This is a genomic window from Mesorhizobium sp. WSM4840 (assembly GCF_055811755.1).
The window spans coordinates 131,348-148,103 of the sequence record NZ_JBVVQD010000009.1; the positions used below are offsets into that span (position 1 = coordinate 131,348).

The following is a 16,756-nucleotide window of genomic DNA, read 5'->3' on the forward strand; positions in this document are numbered from 1 at the left end:
GATCTACACGTGGCGACCTTCAGCGAACAGATGCAAGCGATCTTTGGACGCTATACCGAGGAAGTAAGTACGGACCCCGTTTCGCTGGATGAGGTCGCGGCCTGGGCGATCGAGCGCGGGCTTTACAGGCCCGCCCCGCGCGACATCGTGAAAATCTGTCGCGACGCTTTGGCGGACAGCCTGCGCCAGGAGAAGCGTGTCGATGAGAAAGGGCGCAAGTATCGCGCCAAACATTCGATCCGTACCTGGATCGAAGGCCAGCAGCTGAGCCTGTGGGCTGATATCGACATGGCACCACGCTCCTTCTTAGAAAAGTCTTTCGGTCAGCGTCGTAAATCGATCGCGGATGACTGTTTCCAAATCAAACAGGATGTCGACCACTTCAATGACGAGCATCCGGAGGAAGAGCCCATTCAGATGATCATCGACTTCACGGATGACGTTGCCGAGATGGAAGCCGCTGTGCGGCAGGATACAGGAGACGAAGAGGCTGCGTAAGCAGTCTGGCCGGTGAATCCCACAGTCAGCCGTCCCGAGATGGCTAGGCCCCGAACCCGAACGAACGACCGCTTTCAGGCTGTCCGTTCCGCGCGTCGAACGGCGTAGATGCGGCGCGTTCCAGACCGGCAGCTGTAGGGCCGAAACCAAACAGGAAGCTTCTATCTTCCAAGCAAGATAGTGAAAGTTCCTCCGCATTGTACAAACCGTTTCAGGAGTACCTTCCATCTCCGGAGCCGCTTCGCGGCCGCGGTAGCTCCGGAAGCGCAAGCCCCGCATGCAGATCGACCGTCCTACCAAGTGACTGCTATGTACTTGGTCTCGCAGAACTCAAGAATCCCATGGTGGGCGCCCTCGCGGCCGAGCCCGCTTTGCTTCGTTCCGCCGAATGGCGCTGCGGGGTCCGACACGAGACCGCGATTCAGCCCGACCATGCCGCTGTCCATCCGCTCCGAGACGCGCATGCCGCGCGCCAGATCTCGGGTATAGACATACGACATGAGACCGTATTCCGTGGCATTGGCCAGCTCGATAACCTCGTCGTCGGTATCGAAAGTCGTGAGTGCGGCAATCGGACCGAAAATCTCCTCAGCCGAAATCCTCGAATCCGGCGAGACGCCGGACAGCACGGTTGGAGCGAAGAAGTATCCTTTACCGTCGAGCGGTGCGCCGCCCACAAGCACCTTGGCGCCTCTCGTTGTGGCGTCCGTTACCAAGCCGGTGAGCCGCTCGACGGCCTTCCTGTTGATCAACGGACCGCATTGCGATTTGGGATCGTATCCGGCCCCGACCTTCATCACCTTCATTCGTTCGACGAGCCCGGCGGAAAATGGCTCGGCAATGCCGGACTGGACGTAGAAGCGGTTCGCCGCCGTACAAGCTTCTCCGCCGTTGCGCATCTTCGCCACCATTGCGCCCTCGATGGCCGCATCCAAGTCGGCATCGTCGAAGATGATGAAGGGGGCATTTCCGCCGAGTTCCATAGAGCACGACACGATCGTTCCAGCTGCTTCGCGCAGGAGTGTCCTGCCGACCTCGGTGGAACCAGTGAAGGAGAGCTTACGCACGCGGGGATCGTTCAGCATGGCGCTGACGACTGGGCCAGACTGCGAGGTGGTGACCACGTTGACCACGCCGTCAGGCACTCCGGCTTGCTTATAAAGGTTGGCCAGGACGAGCGCGGTCAGCGGCGTCTCCGTAGCAGGCTTCAAGACGCATGTGCAGCCCGCCGCCAGCGCCGGTCCGATCTTGCGAGTGGCCATGGCAGCCGGGAAGTTCCAAGGGGTGACCAAAACCGCGACCCCGATCGGCTGATGTTGAACGATGATCTTGTTTGCGCCGCTCGGTGCCGTCGATATCTCGCCATTGAGACGAACGGCCTCCTCCGCAAACCAGCGAAAGAACTCCGCTGCGTAGACCACCTCGCCCTGCGCGTCGTTCAAGGTCTTGCCGTTTTCCAGGCTTATGAGCTCGGCCAGCATGTCCTTGTTTTCGATCATTAGCTCGAAGCAGCGGCGCAGGATCTCAGAACGCTTGCGCGGAGCGGTGGCCGCCCAGCCCTTCGCGGCTCTGTGCGCGGCCGCTACCGCCTCCATCGCGTCGTCGACCGTCGCATCCGCCACAGACACGATCACGTCTCCGCTCGATGGATCAATGACCTCTATGTTTTTCCCCTCCGTGCCGCCTCTCCATTGTCCGTCGATGAAAAGGCCGATGGGCAGCGAAGCGATACCTAGACTGAGAGGCGAAGAGGGTTTTGCAGCAACGTTCACGTCAGCTGGCCTTTCCTTGATCGTTGATCGGCGAAAGTGGATCCGGAAAGTTCCGCGAGATCCACCAGTCCTCTTGGATCGGCGCCGCCAAGCAGACGCTTTACATTCTGCACGGTCGTTAACGCCGCGCTATCCGCTTGCGTGCTTGCCGCGATATGCAGTGTGATGACGACGCGCGGATGCGCCCAGAGAGGATGCTCTGGCGGCAGCGGCTCCGGATCGGTCACGTCGATGAATGCGCCGGACAGCCTGCCGCTATCCAAGGACGACAGCAGCGCGTCGGCGTCGAGCTGACGTCTCCTGCCGGCGTGGACGAGGCAGGCGCCGCGCGGAAGGGCGCCGAACAGGTGGTCGTTCAGAATTCCGGTCGTATTCCCGGTTAGCGGCAGCAGGCAGACGAGTATGTCCGTCCGTGCAAGCATCTCCCGCAACCCAGCTTCGCCCTTATGACAAGTCACGCCGTCGATGGATCGCTGTGATCGGCTCCACCCCGAGAGCCGGAAACCGAAGGTCTGTAGCCCGCGAAGTGCGGCCTCACCCAGCACGCCCATGCCCAGCACGGAAACCCTGCGGTCGGCGGCCTGCGGGTGTTGCTCGAATTCCTTCCAGAGGCGACGGCGCTGCTGATCGATGTAGAGATGCAGATTTCGATGAAGCGAAAGGACAGCCATAGCGACATATTCGACGACCATCCTGGTAATACCCTCGTCTACCATGCGAACGAGCTTCACATCTGGAGGAATCGAGGCCCGGGCAAACTGGTCGACTCCCGCGCCGATGCAGAACACAGCCTGGAGGTTGGAATACCGCCGAAGGTTTGCTGGCACGTCCCACGTCATGATGAAGCGGATGTCGTCGTCGCCGATGGCGTCCGGGTCCATGCAGAACCGAACGTCCGGCAGGTGCTTCGAGAACACCTCGGCGAACACGGCCCCTCGCGTCGCATCACAGAGGAACAGGAATGCCATGCCGCCTCACGCATCCTTGCGACGGCGCAGCGTCTTCCGGTCATGGCGCTCATACATCCAGTACACGAGCGGAATGAACCATGGACGGCCGCGGTAAAACGGCACGGCCTTGGGCGACTGATCGAAATCGAATGCGGAGCGCGGCTGCTCCGCGTGCTCGAGGATCTTGAGCGCCGCCTTCTTGCCGAGCCACCGCGCCCAGACAATGCCGGAACCGCAATAGCCAGTCGCGTAAATGGTGTTGCCGCGCGAAAAGATGCGCGGGATCATATCCCGGTGCATGGCGACATTGCCGAACCAGCTATGCGTGATGCCGATATTGTCCAGTTCCGGGAAAAGCCTGGCGAGCTCCGTCCGCAGATTGACGGTCGGCGTGAGCGGATCGCCTGCGGTCGTGCCGTCGCGTCCGCCGAACAAGATACGGGACCCGTCGGGCGACGGGCGGTAGTAGTAGCTCAGCCTGCGCATGTCGCCATGCATCATGCGCGCGGGCATCAGCCAGTCCATAAACTCCTTGCCGACGGGCTCGGTCGCGATAATCCGGCTGCGGACCGGCACGAGCCGACGCCGTAACCAGGGATCGAACCCGTCGGTGTATCCGTCGGTGCATACGAGGAGTTTCTTCGCTAGGACGTCGCCGCGATCGGTAGTGACCCGCACGCCAGCGGTATCGCTGGTGGAACCTAGGACCGCAGTGTTCTCGTGCAGAATGGCGTCGGTCGCGCGCGCGACGCGGATCATGCCGGCGAGCAGCTTCGCGGGCTGAAGACCGCCGATATCCATACGGATCATGCCACCGACATAGAGGTCGGTTCCGATATATTTCCGGACGTCCGATCCGTTGACGGGGAAGGCTTCGATGCCAAGGCTGTCGCCAAGAAAGCCGGCATGACGTCGAAGCTCTTCCGTCTCCCCGGCGGTCATCGCGCCCTCGAACGATCCGGTCAGCACGAACTCAGCATCAATATTCTCCGCCTCGAGAAACCGCCAAAGGTCCTGCCGCGCGGCCTGCCCCTCCAGGAGGATGCCGTTCGCCCTGTCCAGACCGAAGCGCCTGACCAACTCCTTGCGGCTGGGCCGGATGCTGCCGCTTGCCATTCCACCGTTGCGGCTGGAGGCCGCCTGACCCAGCGACTGGCGGTCAAAAAGCTGGACGTGCTTGCCCGCACGCGTCAACTCGATCGCCGCCGACAGGCCCGTATAGCCGCCGCCAACGATCGCCACGTCGCAGCTCCGATCGAGCTTGCGGACCGGCAAAGGCGGAAAGGAGCAATCCTCCCACCAGTATGGCGTGGATTTGATCGATGTGGAAAGCGTCTGTGTCATGAACCGATACTGCTTCCGGGTTGCAAGGAAAGCTCGGGCGCCGACTAGTCTCGACTAACCCAGAGCTTGCGCGTGGTTTCGATGACCTTCCAGACGCCGGAGAAGCCCGGATGCATGACAAATGCGTCGCCGGCCATAATGCGACGCGGCTCCTTGCCGTCCTCGGTCAGCTCGGATACGCCTGATAGGATGACGCAGACCTCGAAAGTCTTGCCTTTTATCGAGCGATAGACGCCCGGCGTCGCCTCCCATAAGCCGGACTGGACCACTCCGTCGGCGGTCTGTGCGATGTCCCAGCTCAGAAAGCGCGGATCGCCTTCGATGAGCCTGTCCGGCGCAGGCTTGCCTTCGCGGGGCCGGGGCAAATCGTTCTGGTCGATAAAGGTGAGGTTGGACATATTGTTGGCCTTTCAGGACTGGCTTCAGCCGGGGATCGACAATCGTTTTTCGAGGAGCTTCATCACCATCAGTGCAACGACGCTGATTGTGAGATAGATGGCGGCGGTTATGATGAAGATGTCCATCACCGCGAACGTCTCGCTCATCAGGCGCTTGGCGTAGCCGGTGACCTCCAGAACGGTAATCGTGGAGGCGAGGCTAGACTCCTTAATGATGATGGCGACTTCGCTGCTGTAGGCGGGCAGCGCCTGTCGCACCGCCAGCGGGAACTTGACGCGCGCGAAAATATGCCAAGGCGACATTCCGCAGGCTTGCGCGGCTTCGATCACGCCCTTGGGCAAGGAGAGAAAAGCCGTGCGAAATGTCTCGGCGGTGTAGGCGCCGGAGTTCAGCACCACGGCAAGAATGGCCGCGTTTAGGCCGTCGCCTATCATCCACCACAGGATCGGGTTGTGGCGTATGAAGCTCACTTGAGCCAATCCGAAATAGATTACGAAGATCTGGACCAACATCGGCGTGCCGCGAAATATCGCGCAATAGGCGTCGCAAAAACTGCGAAGCACCCGGTTTCTCGATCCGCGCGCAAGGCCGACGAGGACTCCTAGCGGCAGACCCAGAACAACGCCGAAGACTGCGATGAGAAGCGTGATCTTGACGCCCTCCAGCAGAAACGGGAACGCATACGTCACGATGCCCAAGTCCATGTCACATCCCTCCGAAGCCGCGGTTGAGGACCCGTTCGATCCTCGAGAATGCGGTTTGGCTCGCGAGCGTCATGGCGAAGAACAAGGCTGCGGCAATGCAGTAGAAGAGCAGCGGCGACCGGGTGATGCCGGCGGCGATCGCAGCGGTCCGCATCAGTTCCTGGAGGCCAACGACCGAGATGAGCGACGTATCCTTGATCGTCATCTGCCACACATTGTTGATGCCGCCGAGCGCGAGCCGCAAGGCGAGCGGAAAGGTGATGCGAAAGAATGTCACCATTGGCGGGAGCGCCAAGGACCGGGCGGCTTCCAGCATCCCGGGGGGCACGGCTTGGAGAGCGCCGCGGATGACCTCGATTGAGTACGCACAGGAGATCAAGGCAATCGCTATGACGCCGACGATCATCGGATAGGCATTCTCGGCAACCTGCTCATAGCCGAACGTTCCCGCGACCGTTCTCACCCAGTCCAAGGAACCGTAGAACAGCAGGTAGATCACCAGCAGTCCCGGAATGCCGCGGATCAAGATGCTGTAGGCGTCCACCATCTGTGAGACGACCATGACCTTCTGCCAGCGCAGGATGGCCAGTGGCGTCGCCACCACGAAACCAAGCAGCATGCCGAGCAGCCCGATCGCAATTGTCACTGCACTGCCGCGCAGGAGAGCCAGCGCCCAGCCATGCTCCACCATCAGAACCCAGAAATCCTGCATAAACTCCATCCCATCCGCCTGCCTTGGGCGACGCCAAGGCAGGCCGCCACTATCGAAGGATCACTGCTTGCAGGGAATGGTGTAGTCGTCCTGGAACCACTGCATGGAAGCTTTCTTGACCGTGCCGTCGTTGATCATCTTGCACAGGGCCGCGTCGACCTTTGCCTTGAGATCGGTGTTGCCTTTGCGCATCCCGACGCCCATGCCTCGGCCGAGGACTTCCGGATCGTCCATGGAAATTATCCTGACATCGATTTTCGCGAAGTTCGCGCCGTCCGGCGTTGCCAGGAAGTCGACCCAGGTCGGTGAATCTCCGAAAGCTACGTCGATGCGGCCGCTAGCAAGGTCTGCAGTCAACTGGGTAACAGCATCGTAGGTTTTCAGATCGGCGCCCGTCATCCGCTTCTCGATGAACCTAGCGTAGGTAGTGCCTGTGACGACACCGACGGTCTTGCCGGCGATCGCCTCCTTGATTTCGTTAAGGCTTTTCAAGGCGGCCAGCGGCGAATCCTTTGCGACCGCGAAGTAAAGAGGCGTCGTTGCATAAGGGATTGAATAATCGATCTTCTTTTCCCGCTCGGCTGTAATGCCAAGACCTGAGATGATGACGTCAAATCGGTCGCTGTCCATTGACGGGACAAGCGAACTGAACGTCTGGACGACGAACTTACATTGGACCTTCAGTTCGGCGCAGATGCCATTGGCGATGTCCGCGTCGAAGCCGGTGACGTTGCCGCTCGGGTCGGCCATGCTGAACTTCGGCGCATCGCCTTCGGTGCCGATTCGCAAAACACCTTCTTCGGCCGAGGCCATAGTCGACGCAGCGGCGACGAGCAGCCCGGATGCGAATGCGTACCTGATAAACTTGCTGACGTTCATCTCTGTTACCCCTTTATTTGGCTTCTAATTATCTGGTGGCCTGCCATCAGGCATTGGCCGGCATGACGCTCGAAAGAAACCGCTTCACCGCTTCGCTCGCGGGGTTTCGAAACAGCTCGCCCGGCGTATCATCCTGCTCGAGGCGGCCCTTTTGCAGGAATATCATTCGGTTCGACACGTCTCTCGCGAACCGCATTTCGTGCGTCACGAGGAGGATTGTCGCACCATCCTCCGCAAGTTTGCGTATGATCTTCAAGACCTCTCCGACCAGTTCGGGATCGAGCGCGGAGGTCGGCTCGTCACACAGCATCAATTTCGGGCGCATCGCCAGGACGCGCGCGAAGGCGACGCGCTGCTGCTGGCCGCCCGAAAGCTGCTGCGGGTAGCGGTCGCGGAAGGTTTCCATGCCGACCCTCGACAGCGCCCAGAGCGCAATCTCTTCTGCCTCCTTCCGAGAAAGTTTAAGCACGTAAACGAGTGCCTCCGTCACGTTGCCGAGGACGGTGCGATGTGGCCAAAGATTGAAGTTCTGGAACACCATTCCGATCTGGCGTCGAAACCCTCTCACCGCAGCCGCGTTGACAATCTTCGGCTCTCCGCGCGCGTCGGAGGTCACAGAGATGGCCTCTCCCATGAATTCGATCTGTCCCGAGGTCGGCGTCTCCAAAAAATTGGTGCAGCGAAGCGCGGTGCTTTTCCCGCATCCCGACGATCCGATCATCGAGACGACCTCGCCTTCCTTCATGCTGAAGCTGACCCCGCCCAGCACCTTCGTGGAGCCGAATACCTTAACGAGATCTTTGACCTTCAGGACTTCGTCCATGGGCGAGACCTTACGACCGAGCATCACTAACCGGCCACCGCGCCATGCGCGTCCAGATCTACGAGCACGCCGTCTACAGCCGCCTTGGCGATACCGACCATCTCGTCGTCGAACACGACGAACGGTGCGTTCCCGCCGAGTTCCATGGAGCAGCTGACGACTCGGTCGGCCGCCTCCTTGCAAGGCTCGGCGGCAGCAGCGGCAGCATCTACCGAGGCGATCGCATCCGCGACGTCGCCGTCGGCGACTGTTGCAATGACTCGGGCCGTCGAAGGATCGACCACGTCGAAGGCGAGTGCGCTTTTCGCATTCAGCCACCGCCCGCCGATGAAGAGTTGCGTCCGCGCTTTGCCGGCGACCGCGGCCACGTCATTCTGGGATTCCGCGTAAGTCTTCTGTACTGGATTTGGCTTCACGTAGGACACCATTCGCAACCAAATTGGGTTAAAACATGCGATCAACTTAACATTGGTCTTGATATTGGTGTCAACATGGATCAAATTGGTTGCGAAAAAAGTTTTAAGGTAGGATGATGAGCGTCGTACTGAAGGATTTCATCGAGGCGGAGGGATTGGAGCCAGGCGACCGCCTGCCACCCGAGCGCGATTTGGCGCTAAAGCTTGGCCTGCCTCGCACCGCGTTGCGGAGGATGCTCGCTTCCCTCGAGAACGAGGGGCGCCTGACAAGGCACGTGGGAAGGGGCACGTTCATTGCAGGCAGCGGAGTCACGTCAACGGCACTACGCCGTCCGCCAGGCAACGCGGGCAACGCGGTCCGCACCTATCCAGCAGAGGTGTTCGAGACGCGTTTGATCATCGAGCCAAAAGTCGCCGGATTGGCCGCGCTCAGAGCGACGCCGCAGGAGATCGATCAACTACAAAAATCGATCGACAAGGGGAGCGCCGCCGAGACGCTTCTAGAGTTCGAAAAGTGGGATGCCGTCTTTCACCGCATCGTCATCGAGGCGGCAAGAAACGGTCTTCTTTCGTCACTGTACGAAGTAATCCATGAGGTGCGGGCCGGAAACCTTTGGGGTCGGATGAAAGAGCAATCACTCACACCGGACAGAATGAGGGGATACATTACCAACCATCGGGAAATTCTAGCGGCCATCAGGGACCGGGACAGCGTAGGGGCGGAGCTAAGTATGTACAACCATATTATGGAAGCGAGGGCGAACATCCTTGGTCCGCATGCATGAAACCATGGACTGAACGAACAAAACAAACGTGTGATTTAGGGGGCTCTTATAGCGGGCGCTCAAACGACGACGGACAGTGCACGCGCAGAGCGACCTTATGTGTTCACCTCCGATGTCTGCTTCTGGGCAAGTTAGATCGCACTCTACGGCCGAGGTTGCGGCGCTAACCTGCCGCTCCGCTCCCCCAAGGGCCATGGAACGCGCCCGGCCCGTCGATGCGCTCGAAGCCGTGCGCGCCGAAGAAATCGCGTTGCGCCTGGATCAGATTCGAGGTGCCACGGCCCTGGCGGTAGCTGTCGAAATAAGCGAGCGCGGACGACAGCGCCGGCACCGGCGAGCCAGCCTCCGACGCCCTTGCCACGATGCGCCGCAGCGATGGATGCGCCTCCTGCATCATCGCGATGAAGGCCGGTGCCATCAAAAGATTGGTGGCCGCCCCGCCGCTGCCGAAGGCTTCCGCCATGGTGTCCAGCAATTGCGAGCGGATGATGCAGCCGGCCCGCCAGATCTTGGCGATAGTCGGCATCGGCAGGTTCCAGTTGAATTCCTTCGACGCGCCGCTCATCACCGCGAAGCCTTGCGCATAGGCTGATATCTTGCCGGCGAACAGCGCCAGTTCGAGATCGTCGAGAAGCGCGTCCCTGTCTCCGGAAATGCTGGTCACGCCGCCTTTGCCATAGGCCTTTTCGGCGGCCAGGCGCTCGTCTTTGATCGACGACAGCACGCGCGCTGCAACCGCGGCCTCGATCGCGGTGGCCGGAATGCCGAGCTGCTGCGCCTCGATGACCGACCATTTGCCGGTGCCCTTCTGGCCGAAAACGGACCGGCAGCTGCGGAACCTGGACCTTCAAAAGCGTACAGGGGTGACGGCGACTGCCGTAGAAAATGGGCATCGAAGATAGGTGGATGCACGGAGATAGTAATGGTGGCGCCACTCCAATCAGCTTCCCAATGCTAGCCTCACGGCTGAGATCTGAAGCGGTTCATCTCGGCCTCTAATCACATGAAATCCGAGGTTCTCCGCGACGAGATGTGGAGGTAGAACACGGATACCGGCGAGAATATCTGCGGAGACCAGAATAGGTTGACCGAGCGCCTTGGATAGCGACTCCAGACGTCCAGTGGTATTCACGACATCGCCGAAATACGCAATCTTGTGTCGCTCAAGGCCAATCTCAGCCGTCACCACCGACCCGCAATGCAGGACGGCGCGAAACTCCGGCACTTGCCCGAAACGCGCTTGCCACGCCGCCGCCTGATCCCTTATGGCCGCCGCGAAGTCGAAGACGCAACGAAGACACGCGGCGTCCCGCATGCCGCGATCCATAGGCCAGGTGACCAGCGCCATATCCCCGATATAGTCATCAATAGAGCCCTGGGAGCGACGAACGGGAGACGCAAGTGCGTTGAATATCTGTCCGAGATAGGCCTGGGTTTCCAAATCGCCGTATCGCTCCGCGAAGTGCGTGGATCCGCTGACATCGAGAAACAGAAAGATGCGCTCCTCCTCGATGGGCCGGTGATAGCGCCCAAGAAGCAAGCTGGTGAACAGGCTCGGCCCGATAAGGTCACGCAGTCGGAACACGAATGCGACGAGCGTGGAGACACCGAGTGAATACAGAAGACCGGACTCCGACATCACCATGGCTTCCCGCGCGGTGCTCATATAGCCGATGAGATGGTGAAGCGCTGTGCCGGCGGCGGCGTTGCCGATCAAGATCATCAAACCGTAGGTTGCGATCGTAGTCACGACGAAGACCGGCGTTGCCGCTTGCCGGATGATATCGCGCCATCGGCGCAAGATAACGCCGCGCTCATACAACAGAATAGGAGTTCCGATGAACACGCCCCTGACTGCAGAGTGCAGGGCCTCGACGTCGAACATCAGCGCGTAGGCCAAGCCCGCTGCTGCCCCCACAATGGGTGCGAGGAGCCACTGCAAAGGGCGACGAAAGCGGTCCCGGCCAGTGTTCATTTCGTATCCTGCTCGATGACATCGGGCCCCCGGCGTGTTGCTCGGTGCGGTTGTGATTTCATCAGTTTCGCCCTGGGCACCCTCGATCATGTATCGCGGTATGGCGATTTGCTCAGGCCAGGCTCGCCACCTCCAGTATGGCGTCTGCAAATGCCCGCGGGGCTTCTTGCGGAAGATTATGCCCTATGCCGCCGGTAATGAGGCGGTGCTCGTACTTGCCCGAAAACTTCTTGGCATAGGCACTGGGGTCGGGATGCGGAGCGCCGTTGGCGTCACCCTCAAGGGTGATCGTCGGCACGCCGATCACCGGCGCCTTTGCAAGCCGCTGCTCCAGAACGTCATATTGCGGTTCGCCTTCTGCGAGGCCGAGCCGCCAGCGGTAATTGTGGATAACGACCGCCACATGATCCGGATTGTCGAAGGCCCTGGCGCTGCGCTCGAACGTGGCATCGTCGAAATTCCACTGCGGCGAGGCAATCTGCCAGATCAGCTTGGCAAAATCCCACCGATACTTTTCGTAGCCGACCTGGCCGCGTTCGGTGGCGAAGTAATACTGGTACCACCATTGCAGTTCGGCTTTCGGCGGCAGTGGCATCTTGTTGGCCTCCTGGCTGCCGATCAGGTAGCCGCTGACCGAAACAAGGGCCTTGCAGCGTCCCGGCCATAGCGCCGCGACGATGTTGGCCGTGCGTGCGCCCCAGTCGCAACCGCCGACAATCGCCTTATCGATCTGCAGTGCATCCATCAGCGCGATGACGTCAACGGCGACCACGGCCTGCTGGCCATTTCGCGGTGTTTCGCTGGAGAGAAACTGCGTCGAGCCGTAGCCGCGCAGATAGGGGACGATGACGCGAATGCCCCTCGACGCCAAAATGGGTGCAACGTCGATATAAGTGTGAATGTCATAGGGCCAGCCATGCAGGAGGATGACCGGCGCACCGTCGGCCGGTCCAAGCTCCGCATATCCGACGTTGAGCACGCCGGCGGTGACCTGTTTCAACGGGCCGAACGATGTATTCGTGCCCGGTTTGATTGTTGTGGCACCCGTTTTCGTCGTGCTGGGTTGTGCGCTTGCGGAGCCGGTCATGGCGAACTGAGCGATCGCGACGGTGGTGACGGCCGCGCCCAAAAGGTGCCGCCGATGGAGGTTTATCTGTTCGGTCATTGTGGTTGTACCCGTTGATAACATGGTGCCTGGTGGGAGATTATCTTCGGTCGACTGTCACATCGGACACGTCGACCGTGATAGGTGCGAATGCTTGGTTTGCGACCCCCTCGGCGTCATGCAGTAGCACACGCCGCCGTGTCGGGAATACGAACCCGTCAAAGGTTTTGTGATCATAAGCGTAGTGTGCGACCGGCGGGTTTCCCGTCACGTCGGGCGAATAGTCCATGCGCCGCTGCATGAACGCATCGTCGTAATAAAAGACCTGATCGGCGTTATGGTTGGCGATGGTCTTAGGGAACGTGACGGCCAGCCGTCGCCACGTTTGCGCGCCCTCTCTCCAAGGGGCGATTTCTCGTGCTTCGACACCGTGCAGTGTGAAGACGAACGGCGCCGTGAGGTAGTTCCATACGGCAAATAGCCAAATCAAAAATTCGGTGCACACTGTTGGCAATCGCGCGCAATTCACCACCATGTCCGCTTCCAGCAAAGGGCAACGCGGGTCATCGCGTCCGATTTCGCGGCGCTAACCCGCCGCGCCACTCCCCCAGGGCCCATGGAAAGCGCCCGGCCCGTCGATGCGCTCAAAGCCGTGCGCGCCGAAGAAATCGCGTTGCGCCTGGATCAGGTTCGAGGTGCCGCGGCCCTGGCGGTAGCTGTCGAAATAGGCCAGCGCCGAAGACAGCGCCGGCACCGGCGAGCCAGCCTCCGACGCCCTTGCCACGATGCGTCGCAGCGACGGGTGCGCTTCCTGCATCATCGCGATGAAGGCCGGTGCCATCAAAAGATTGGTGGCCGCCCCGCCGCTGCCGAAGGCTTCCGCCATGGTGTCCAGCAATTGCGAGCGGATGATGCAGCCGGCCCGCCAGATCTTGGCGATAGTCGGCATCGGCAGGTTCCAGTTGAATTCCTTCGACGCGCCGCTCATCACCGCGAAGCCTTGCGCATAGGCTGATATCTTGCCGGCGAACAGCGCCAGTTCGAGATCGTCGAGAAGCGCGTCCCTGTCTCCGGAAATGCTGGTCACGCCGCCTTTGCCATAGGCCTTTTCGGCGGCCAGGCGCTCGTCCTTGATCGACGACAGCACGCGCGCCGCCACCGCGGCCTCAATCGCCGTGGCCGGAATGCCGAGCTGCTGCGCCTCGATGACCGACCATTTGCCGGTGCCCTTCTGGCCGGCACGGTCGAGGATGACGTCGACCACCGGCTTGCCTGTCTTCGGATCGTCGGCGGCCAGCACCTTGGCGGTGATCTCGATCAGGTAGGAATTGAGCCGGCCCTTGTTCCAGCCGGCAAACACCTGCGCGATCTCTTTCGGCCCCATGCTTAAGCCGTCGCGCAAGATGCCGTAGATCTCGGCGATCATCTGCATGTCGGCATATTCGATGCCGTTGTGGATGGTCTTGACGAAATGCCCGGCGCCATCGGTGCCAAGCCATGCCGCACAGGGCTCATCCCTGAACTTGGCCGAAATGGCGGTCAGCACCTTTTCGACGCGTTTCCAGGACTGTTCCGTGCCGCCGACCATGATCGACGGTCCATGGCGTGCGCCCTCCTCGCCGCCGGACACGCCCATGCCGATGAAGGTGAGACCCGAATCGGAAAGCTCGGAAAAGCGTCGCATCGTATCGCGGAAATTGGCGTTGCCGGCATCGATGACGATGTCGTTGGCCGACAACACGCCGCGCAGCGCCGCGATCTGCTCGTCGACCGGCTTGCCGGCCAGCACCATGATGATGATCGGCCGCGGCGGCCGAATGGCGGCGGCGAGTTCCTCCAGGCTGTAGCAGGGCACGACCACGTTCTTCAGCGCGCCGGCATTCTCGACGAAGGCGTCGGTGCGCGCGGCGGTGCGGTTGAAGACGGCTATGCGGTGCCCCTTCTCGGCGATATTGAGCGCCAGGTTGGAGCCCATCGTGCCAAGGCCGATCAGGCCGATTTCGGCTTTTTCCATCGTTTCTTCCCTGCTTTCAGATCTTTTGTTGAGGCCGCGATTTTACGGCGACGACCATTTTTGTTGGGATGCCATTCTTGCCGGGATGATTGACGGGCCTTCAAGGCGGCGTCAACCGCACTCGCCGAATTGTGTTGCAAACGGCAAGCTTGTCCTCACGGCCTGATGTCGATCGGCGCCTCTATCGTCACGATCTCAAAATCCGAGACGAGAATATCGAGCCGCGCCGTCCATCGGCCGGGAACCGGGACGACGAGATCGTCGACGCGCCAGGTGCCGTCGCCTGGTTTTTTCGCCGCGCGCTTGATCGGCTCGATCCCCGAGTCGGGTTTTGACAGCACCAGCGTCACTTGTTCAGCGTCGAGCGGGCCGAAATCGCCGGTCATGATGATGATCGAGGCGGCAACCGCTCCAACATGGCCGGGCGTGATGCTGAGGTCGGCCATCGCCTTCGGCGAGTGGATATGCACCGATGCCGGCTGCGCTGCTGCGATCGCCAGGGCGCGTGGCGGCGGCGTGAAGCGCCAGCCGGCGGCAACGCCGAAAATCCCCAGAACGATCAGCACTTCAATGCCGATCGAGCGGACCAGCCTCCTCTGTGCTTCCGTCTTTCCCGCTTCCGCCGGACCGGTCAGCCTCCAGCGGTTGATGGCCGCCAGGGCGAACAGAAACAACAGCAGCGCCAGCTTGACCAGCAGCAGCCGGCCATAGGCGGTCTCGAGCAAAGCTGCGGGCGCCTGCACCTGGATCACAGCCAGCACGAAGCCAGTGGCCGCAAGCACGGCCACGACAGGCAGGATCGCCTGGGAAAACCGATGCAGGAAAGGCGCGGCCTCTGCCGGCTTCCGCCGCATGGCGAGACCGAGCGGCGCCAGCGCCCCGGCCCAGAACGCGATTCCCGCGCCGTGCAGAAACACCATCGGCCTTGTCAGCCATTGCGGTTCGGCGGCACTTGCATGCCCGCTGGCGGCGAGCGCGGCACCGACACCGGCCAGACCGGCAAAGCCAAACAGCTTTGCGCCGCCGCGCGGCCCGACCAGCGACAGCAGGCCAAGCCCGAGCGCCACCAGCGCGACCAGCACCGTCCGGCCGAAGCTGGTGCCGAGCCCGGCTTGCCAGACGCCCAGCTGCGCCAGCCGGGCGAGCGGTGCACCAAGCGCGTCCAGTCCCTGCAAGCCGAGCGACAAGGGCGCCGCGGCAAGGCCGCACAGGATTGCGGCGATGACGAAGCGACGGCCGGAACGCCCGCCCTTTGCCAGCCAGGCGATGGCAAAGGCGCCGCCGACGCCGAGAAACAGGCCGACATAGAGAAAGACCTTGCCGATCCAGATTGCCGACCTCAGGCCCCGGTCGACCGCGTCGGAGACGGCCGGCGCAGCACTCGGCGCGCCGATCGAAAACAGCACCGAGCCGCCGACCGGATGGCCATCGGCGGAGATCACCCGCCAGCTCAGCACATGCGTGCCCGATTCGAGCCTTTGCGGATTGTCGATGTCGAGCGTCTGGCCGTTGAGCCGAAATGACGTCAGCGAAACCGGCGTTCCATCAGGCCGTACCAAGGTCAGCACCAGCGGCGACACCGGCTCGCTGAAGGTCAGCGACAACTGCGCGGGACTCTGCTCCAGCACGGCGCCGTCCGCCGGCTCGGTTGTGACCAGCGCCGCGTGGGCGAAGGCCTGATTTGGCGCGGCAATGGCGGCAAGCAGCACGATCGCAGCCAACAGGCAGATCGCAAATCGGCCGGTTGTGCACACCGTTCGCAGCAGGGATGCAGCACTCATGTCACAAAAACAGCGGCGCGCTCTTTCGAACAAAGCGCGCCGCCAAACAATCATTGCTTCGGCGCAAGCTTGAGGCTCGGCGCCGGATATTCCAGCGCGTCCTCATCCTGCCCGGCCGCTGGAATCTCGATCCAGCGTTCGGCGGCGCCGTCGCATTCCTGCACCACCGGGAAGTAGAGCGTTTGGCCTGCCGGCAGATCCGCCGCCAGTGTGCCGCGGAAGACGAATTCGTCGTAGAATTCGTCCGGCAGGCTGCCGCCGCTCCAGTTGACTTCCTTGACGCCGCTGGACACCTCTTGACCATGTAGCTGATAGGATTTCTCGTATCTGCCGTTCTTGACCTGCAGCGTCCAGCCGGCTTTCGGCATCGGCTTCACTGAAATCACTCCTTCCGGGATTTGCACGCGCACCGCGGTCGTCGCCTTGCCCTCACAGCCATGCGGCACGCGCAGGATCGCCTTGTAGGTCGAGCCGACAGGCGCCTCCTGGGTTTCGAGCGTGACATGGGCGAAAGCCGCACCCGTCCCGAAGACGAGAAACGCGCAGGCCGACAAAAGATACTTGTTCATGATGGTCTCTCTGATTTCCATAACGGTGCT

The 16,756-nt window shown here is 61.3% G+C and carries 17 protein-coding genes and 1 pseudogene; 2 read left to right on the forward strand and 16 right to left on the reverse strand.

Annotation, left to right across the window (positions count from 1 at the left end; translation table 11 throughout):
- Positions 1-9: 9 nt before the first annotated feature.
- Positions 10-498: a hypothetical protein gene (locus AC0L3I_RS14795; protein WP_473487861.1), complete on the forward strand. Its 489-nt coding sequence runs from the start codon at positions 10-12 to the stop codon at positions 496-498.
- Between the two features lie 293 nt (positions 499-791).
- On the opposite strand, the gene AC0L3I_RS14800 is transcribed toward AC0L3I_RS14795, so the two are convergent.
- From AC0L3I_RS14800 to AC0L3I_RS14840, 9 genes are read right to left on the reverse strand one after another with little or no spacing between them, the layout of a single operon-like run.
- Positions 792-2,270, reverse strand: a complete 1,479-nt coding sequence (locus AC0L3I_RS14800) for an NAD-dependent succinate-semialdehyde dehydrogenase (RefSeq protein ID WP_473487860.1) — start codon at positions 2,268-2,270, stop codon at positions 792-794.
- Positions 2,267-3,238 (reverse strand): 2-hydroxyacid dehydrogenase, encoded by a 972-nt coding sequence (locus AC0L3I_RS14805; RefSeq protein WP_473527339.1) that lies wholly within the window; start codon positions 3,236-3,238, stop codon positions 2,267-2,269. Before AC0L3I_RS14805 ends, AC0L3I_RS14800 begins: the two co-directional genes overlap by 4 nt.
- Positions 3,239-3,244: 6 nt before the next feature.
- Positions 3,245-4,564, reverse strand: a complete 1,320-nt coding sequence (locus AC0L3I_RS14810; RefSeq protein WP_473487858.1) for an NAD(P)/FAD-dependent oxidoreductase — start codon at positions 4,562-4,564, stop codon at positions 3,245-3,247.
- Positions 4,565-4,608: 44 nt separating this feature from the next.
- Complete coding sequence (locus tag AC0L3I_RS14815; protein ID WP_473487857.1) at positions 4,609-4,962, reverse strand: cupin domain-containing protein; 354 nt, start codon at positions 4,960-4,962, stop codon at positions 4,609-4,611.
- 24 nt (positions 4,963-4,986) lie between these two features.
- Entirely contained in the window at positions 4,987-5,667 is a 681-nt protein-coding gene (locus tag AC0L3I_RS14820) for an ABC transporter permease (protein ID WP_473487856.1), read from the reverse strand.
- Between the two features lies 1 nt (position 5,668).
- Entirely contained in the window at positions 5,669-6,379 is a 711-nt protein-coding gene (locus tag AC0L3I_RS14825; protein ID WP_473487882.1) for an ABC transporter permease, read from the reverse strand.
- Positions 6,380-6,439: 60 nt separating this feature from the next.
- A complete protein-coding gene (locus AC0L3I_RS14830; protein WP_473487855.1) occupies positions 6,440-7,258 on the reverse strand; it encodes a transporter substrate-binding domain-containing protein in 819 nt (272 codons plus the stop codon).
- A 46-nt stretch (positions 7,259-7,304) separates the two neighbouring features.
- Entirely contained in the window at positions 7,305-8,081 is a 777-nt protein-coding gene (locus tag AC0L3I_RS14835; RefSeq protein WP_473487854.1) for an amino acid ABC transporter ATP-binding protein, read from the reverse strand.
- A gap of 26 nt (positions 8,082-8,107) precedes the next feature.
- Positions 8,108-8,581 carry a hypothetical protein gene (locus AC0L3I_RS14840; RefSeq protein WP_473487884.1) on the reverse strand — a complete coding sequence of 158 codons (474 nt, stop codon included), beginning with the start codon at positions 8,579-8,581 and terminating at the stop codon, positions 8,108-8,110.
- A 32-nt stretch (positions 8,582-8,613) separates the two neighbouring features.
- Here AC0L3I_RS14840 and AC0L3I_RS14845 point away from each other — a divergent pair, with 32 nt between their 5' ends.
- On the forward strand, positions 8,614-9,282 hold the full coding sequence (locus AC0L3I_RS14845) for a FadR/GntR family transcriptional regulator (RefSeq protein WP_473487881.1): 669 nt from the start codon (positions 8,614-8,616) through the stop codon (positions 9,280-9,282).
- Positions 9,283-9,445: 163 nt separating this feature from the next.
- On the opposite strand, the pseudogene AC0L3I_RS14850 reads toward AC0L3I_RS14845, so the two are convergent.
- The 7 genes and pseudogenes from AC0L3I_RS14850 to AC0L3I_RS14880 all read right to left on the reverse strand — a co-directional run.
- A pseudogene (locus AC0L3I_RS14850) lies at positions 9,446-10,096 on the reverse strand (NADP(+)-dependent, decarboxylating phosphogluconate dehydrogenase); the annotation flags it as partial.
- Positions 10,097-10,222: 126 nt separating this feature from the next.
- On the reverse strand, positions 10,223-11,257 hold the full coding sequence (locus tag AC0L3I_RS14855) for an adenylate/guanylate cyclase domain-containing protein (protein WP_473487853.1): 1,035 nt from the start codon (positions 11,255-11,257) through the stop codon (positions 10,223-10,225).
- Positions 11,258-11,369: 112 nt separating this feature from the next.
- A complete protein-coding gene (locus AC0L3I_RS14860) occupies positions 11,370-12,422 on the reverse strand; it encodes an alpha/beta fold hydrolase (protein ID WP_473527340.1) in 1,053 nt (350 codons plus the stop codon).
- Between the two features lie 40 nt (positions 12,423-12,462).
- Positions 12,463-12,912 carry a hypothetical protein gene (locus AC0L3I_RS14865; protein WP_473527341.1) on the reverse strand — a complete coding sequence of 150 codons (450 nt, stop codon included), beginning with the start codon at positions 12,910-12,912 and terminating at the stop codon, positions 12,463-12,465.
- A 36-nt stretch (positions 12,913-12,948) separates the two neighbouring features.
- Positions 12,949-14,376, reverse strand: coding sequence for an NADP-dependent phosphogluconate dehydrogenase (gndA, locus tag AC0L3I_RS14870; RefSeq protein WP_473527342.1), 1,428 nt, complete (start codon positions 14,374-14,376; stop codon positions 12,949-12,951).
- Between the two features lie 155 nt (positions 14,377-14,531).
- Positions 14,532-16,157, reverse strand: coding sequence for a copper resistance CopC/CopD family protein (locus AC0L3I_RS14875; protein WP_473527343.1), 1,626 nt, complete (start codon positions 16,155-16,157; stop codon positions 14,532-14,534).
- Positions 16,158-16,207: 50 nt separating this feature from the next.
- Positions 16,208-16,726, reverse strand: coding sequence for a YcnI family copper-binding membrane protein (locus tag AC0L3I_RS14880; protein WP_473527344.1), 519 nt, complete (start codon positions 16,724-16,726; stop codon positions 16,208-16,210).
- Positions 16,727-16,756: the final 30 nt, after the last annotated feature.

Bases quoted from the DNA above. Each gene is read 5' to 3' on its own strand.
- AC0L3I_RS14805 (WP_473527339.1), bottom strand. From the start codon at position 3,238: ATGGCATTCCTGTTCCTCTGTGATGCGACGCGAGGGGCCGTGTTCGCC.
- AC0L3I_RS14810 (WP_473487858.1), bottom strand. From the start codon at position 4,564: ATGACACAGACGCTTTCCACATCGATCAAATCCACGCCATACTGGTGG.
- AC0L3I_RS14815 (WP_473487857.1), bottom strand. From the start codon at position 4,962: ATGTCCAACCTCACCTTTATCGACCAGAACGATTTGCCCCGGCCCCGC.
- AC0L3I_RS14820 (WP_473487856.1), bottom strand. From the start codon at position 5,667: ATGGACTTGGGCATCGTGACGTATGCGTTCCCGTTTCTGCTGGAGGGC.
- AC0L3I_RS14825 (WP_473487882.1), bottom strand. From the start codon at position 6,379: ATGCAGGATTTCTGGGTTCTGATGGTGGAGCATGGCTGGGCGCTGGCT.
- AC0L3I_RS14830 (WP_473487855.1), bottom strand. From the start codon at position 7,258: ATGAACGTCAGCAAGTTTATCAGGTACGCATTCGCATCCGGGCTGCTC.
- AC0L3I_RS14835 (WP_473487854.1), bottom strand. From the start codon at position 8,081: ATGGACGAAGTCCTGAAGGTCAAAGATCTCGTTAAGGTATTCGGCTCC.
- AC0L3I_RS14845 (WP_473487881.1), top strand. From the start codon at position 8,614: ATGAGCGTCGTACTGAAGGATTTCATCGAGGCGGAGGGATTGGAGCCA.
- AC0L3I_RS14855 (WP_473487853.1), bottom strand. From the start codon at position 11,257: ATGAACACTGGCCGGGACCGCTTTCGTCGCCCTTTGCAGTGGCTCCTC.
- AC0L3I_RS14860 (WP_473527340.1), bottom strand. From the start codon at position 12,422: ATGACCGAACAGATAAACCTCCATCGGCGGCACCTTTTGGGCGCGGCC.
- gndA (WP_473527342.1), bottom strand. From the start codon at position 14,376: ATGGAAAAAGCCGAAATCGGCCTGATCGGCCTTGGCACGATGGGCTCC.
- AC0L3I_RS14875 (WP_473527343.1), bottom strand. From the start codon at position 16,157: ATGAGTGCTGCATCCCTGCTGCGAACGGTGTGCACAACCGGCCGATTT.
- AC0L3I_RS14880 (WP_473527344.1), bottom strand. From the start codon at position 16,726: ATGAACAAGTATCTTTTGTCGGCCTGCGCGTTTCTCGTCTTCGGGACG.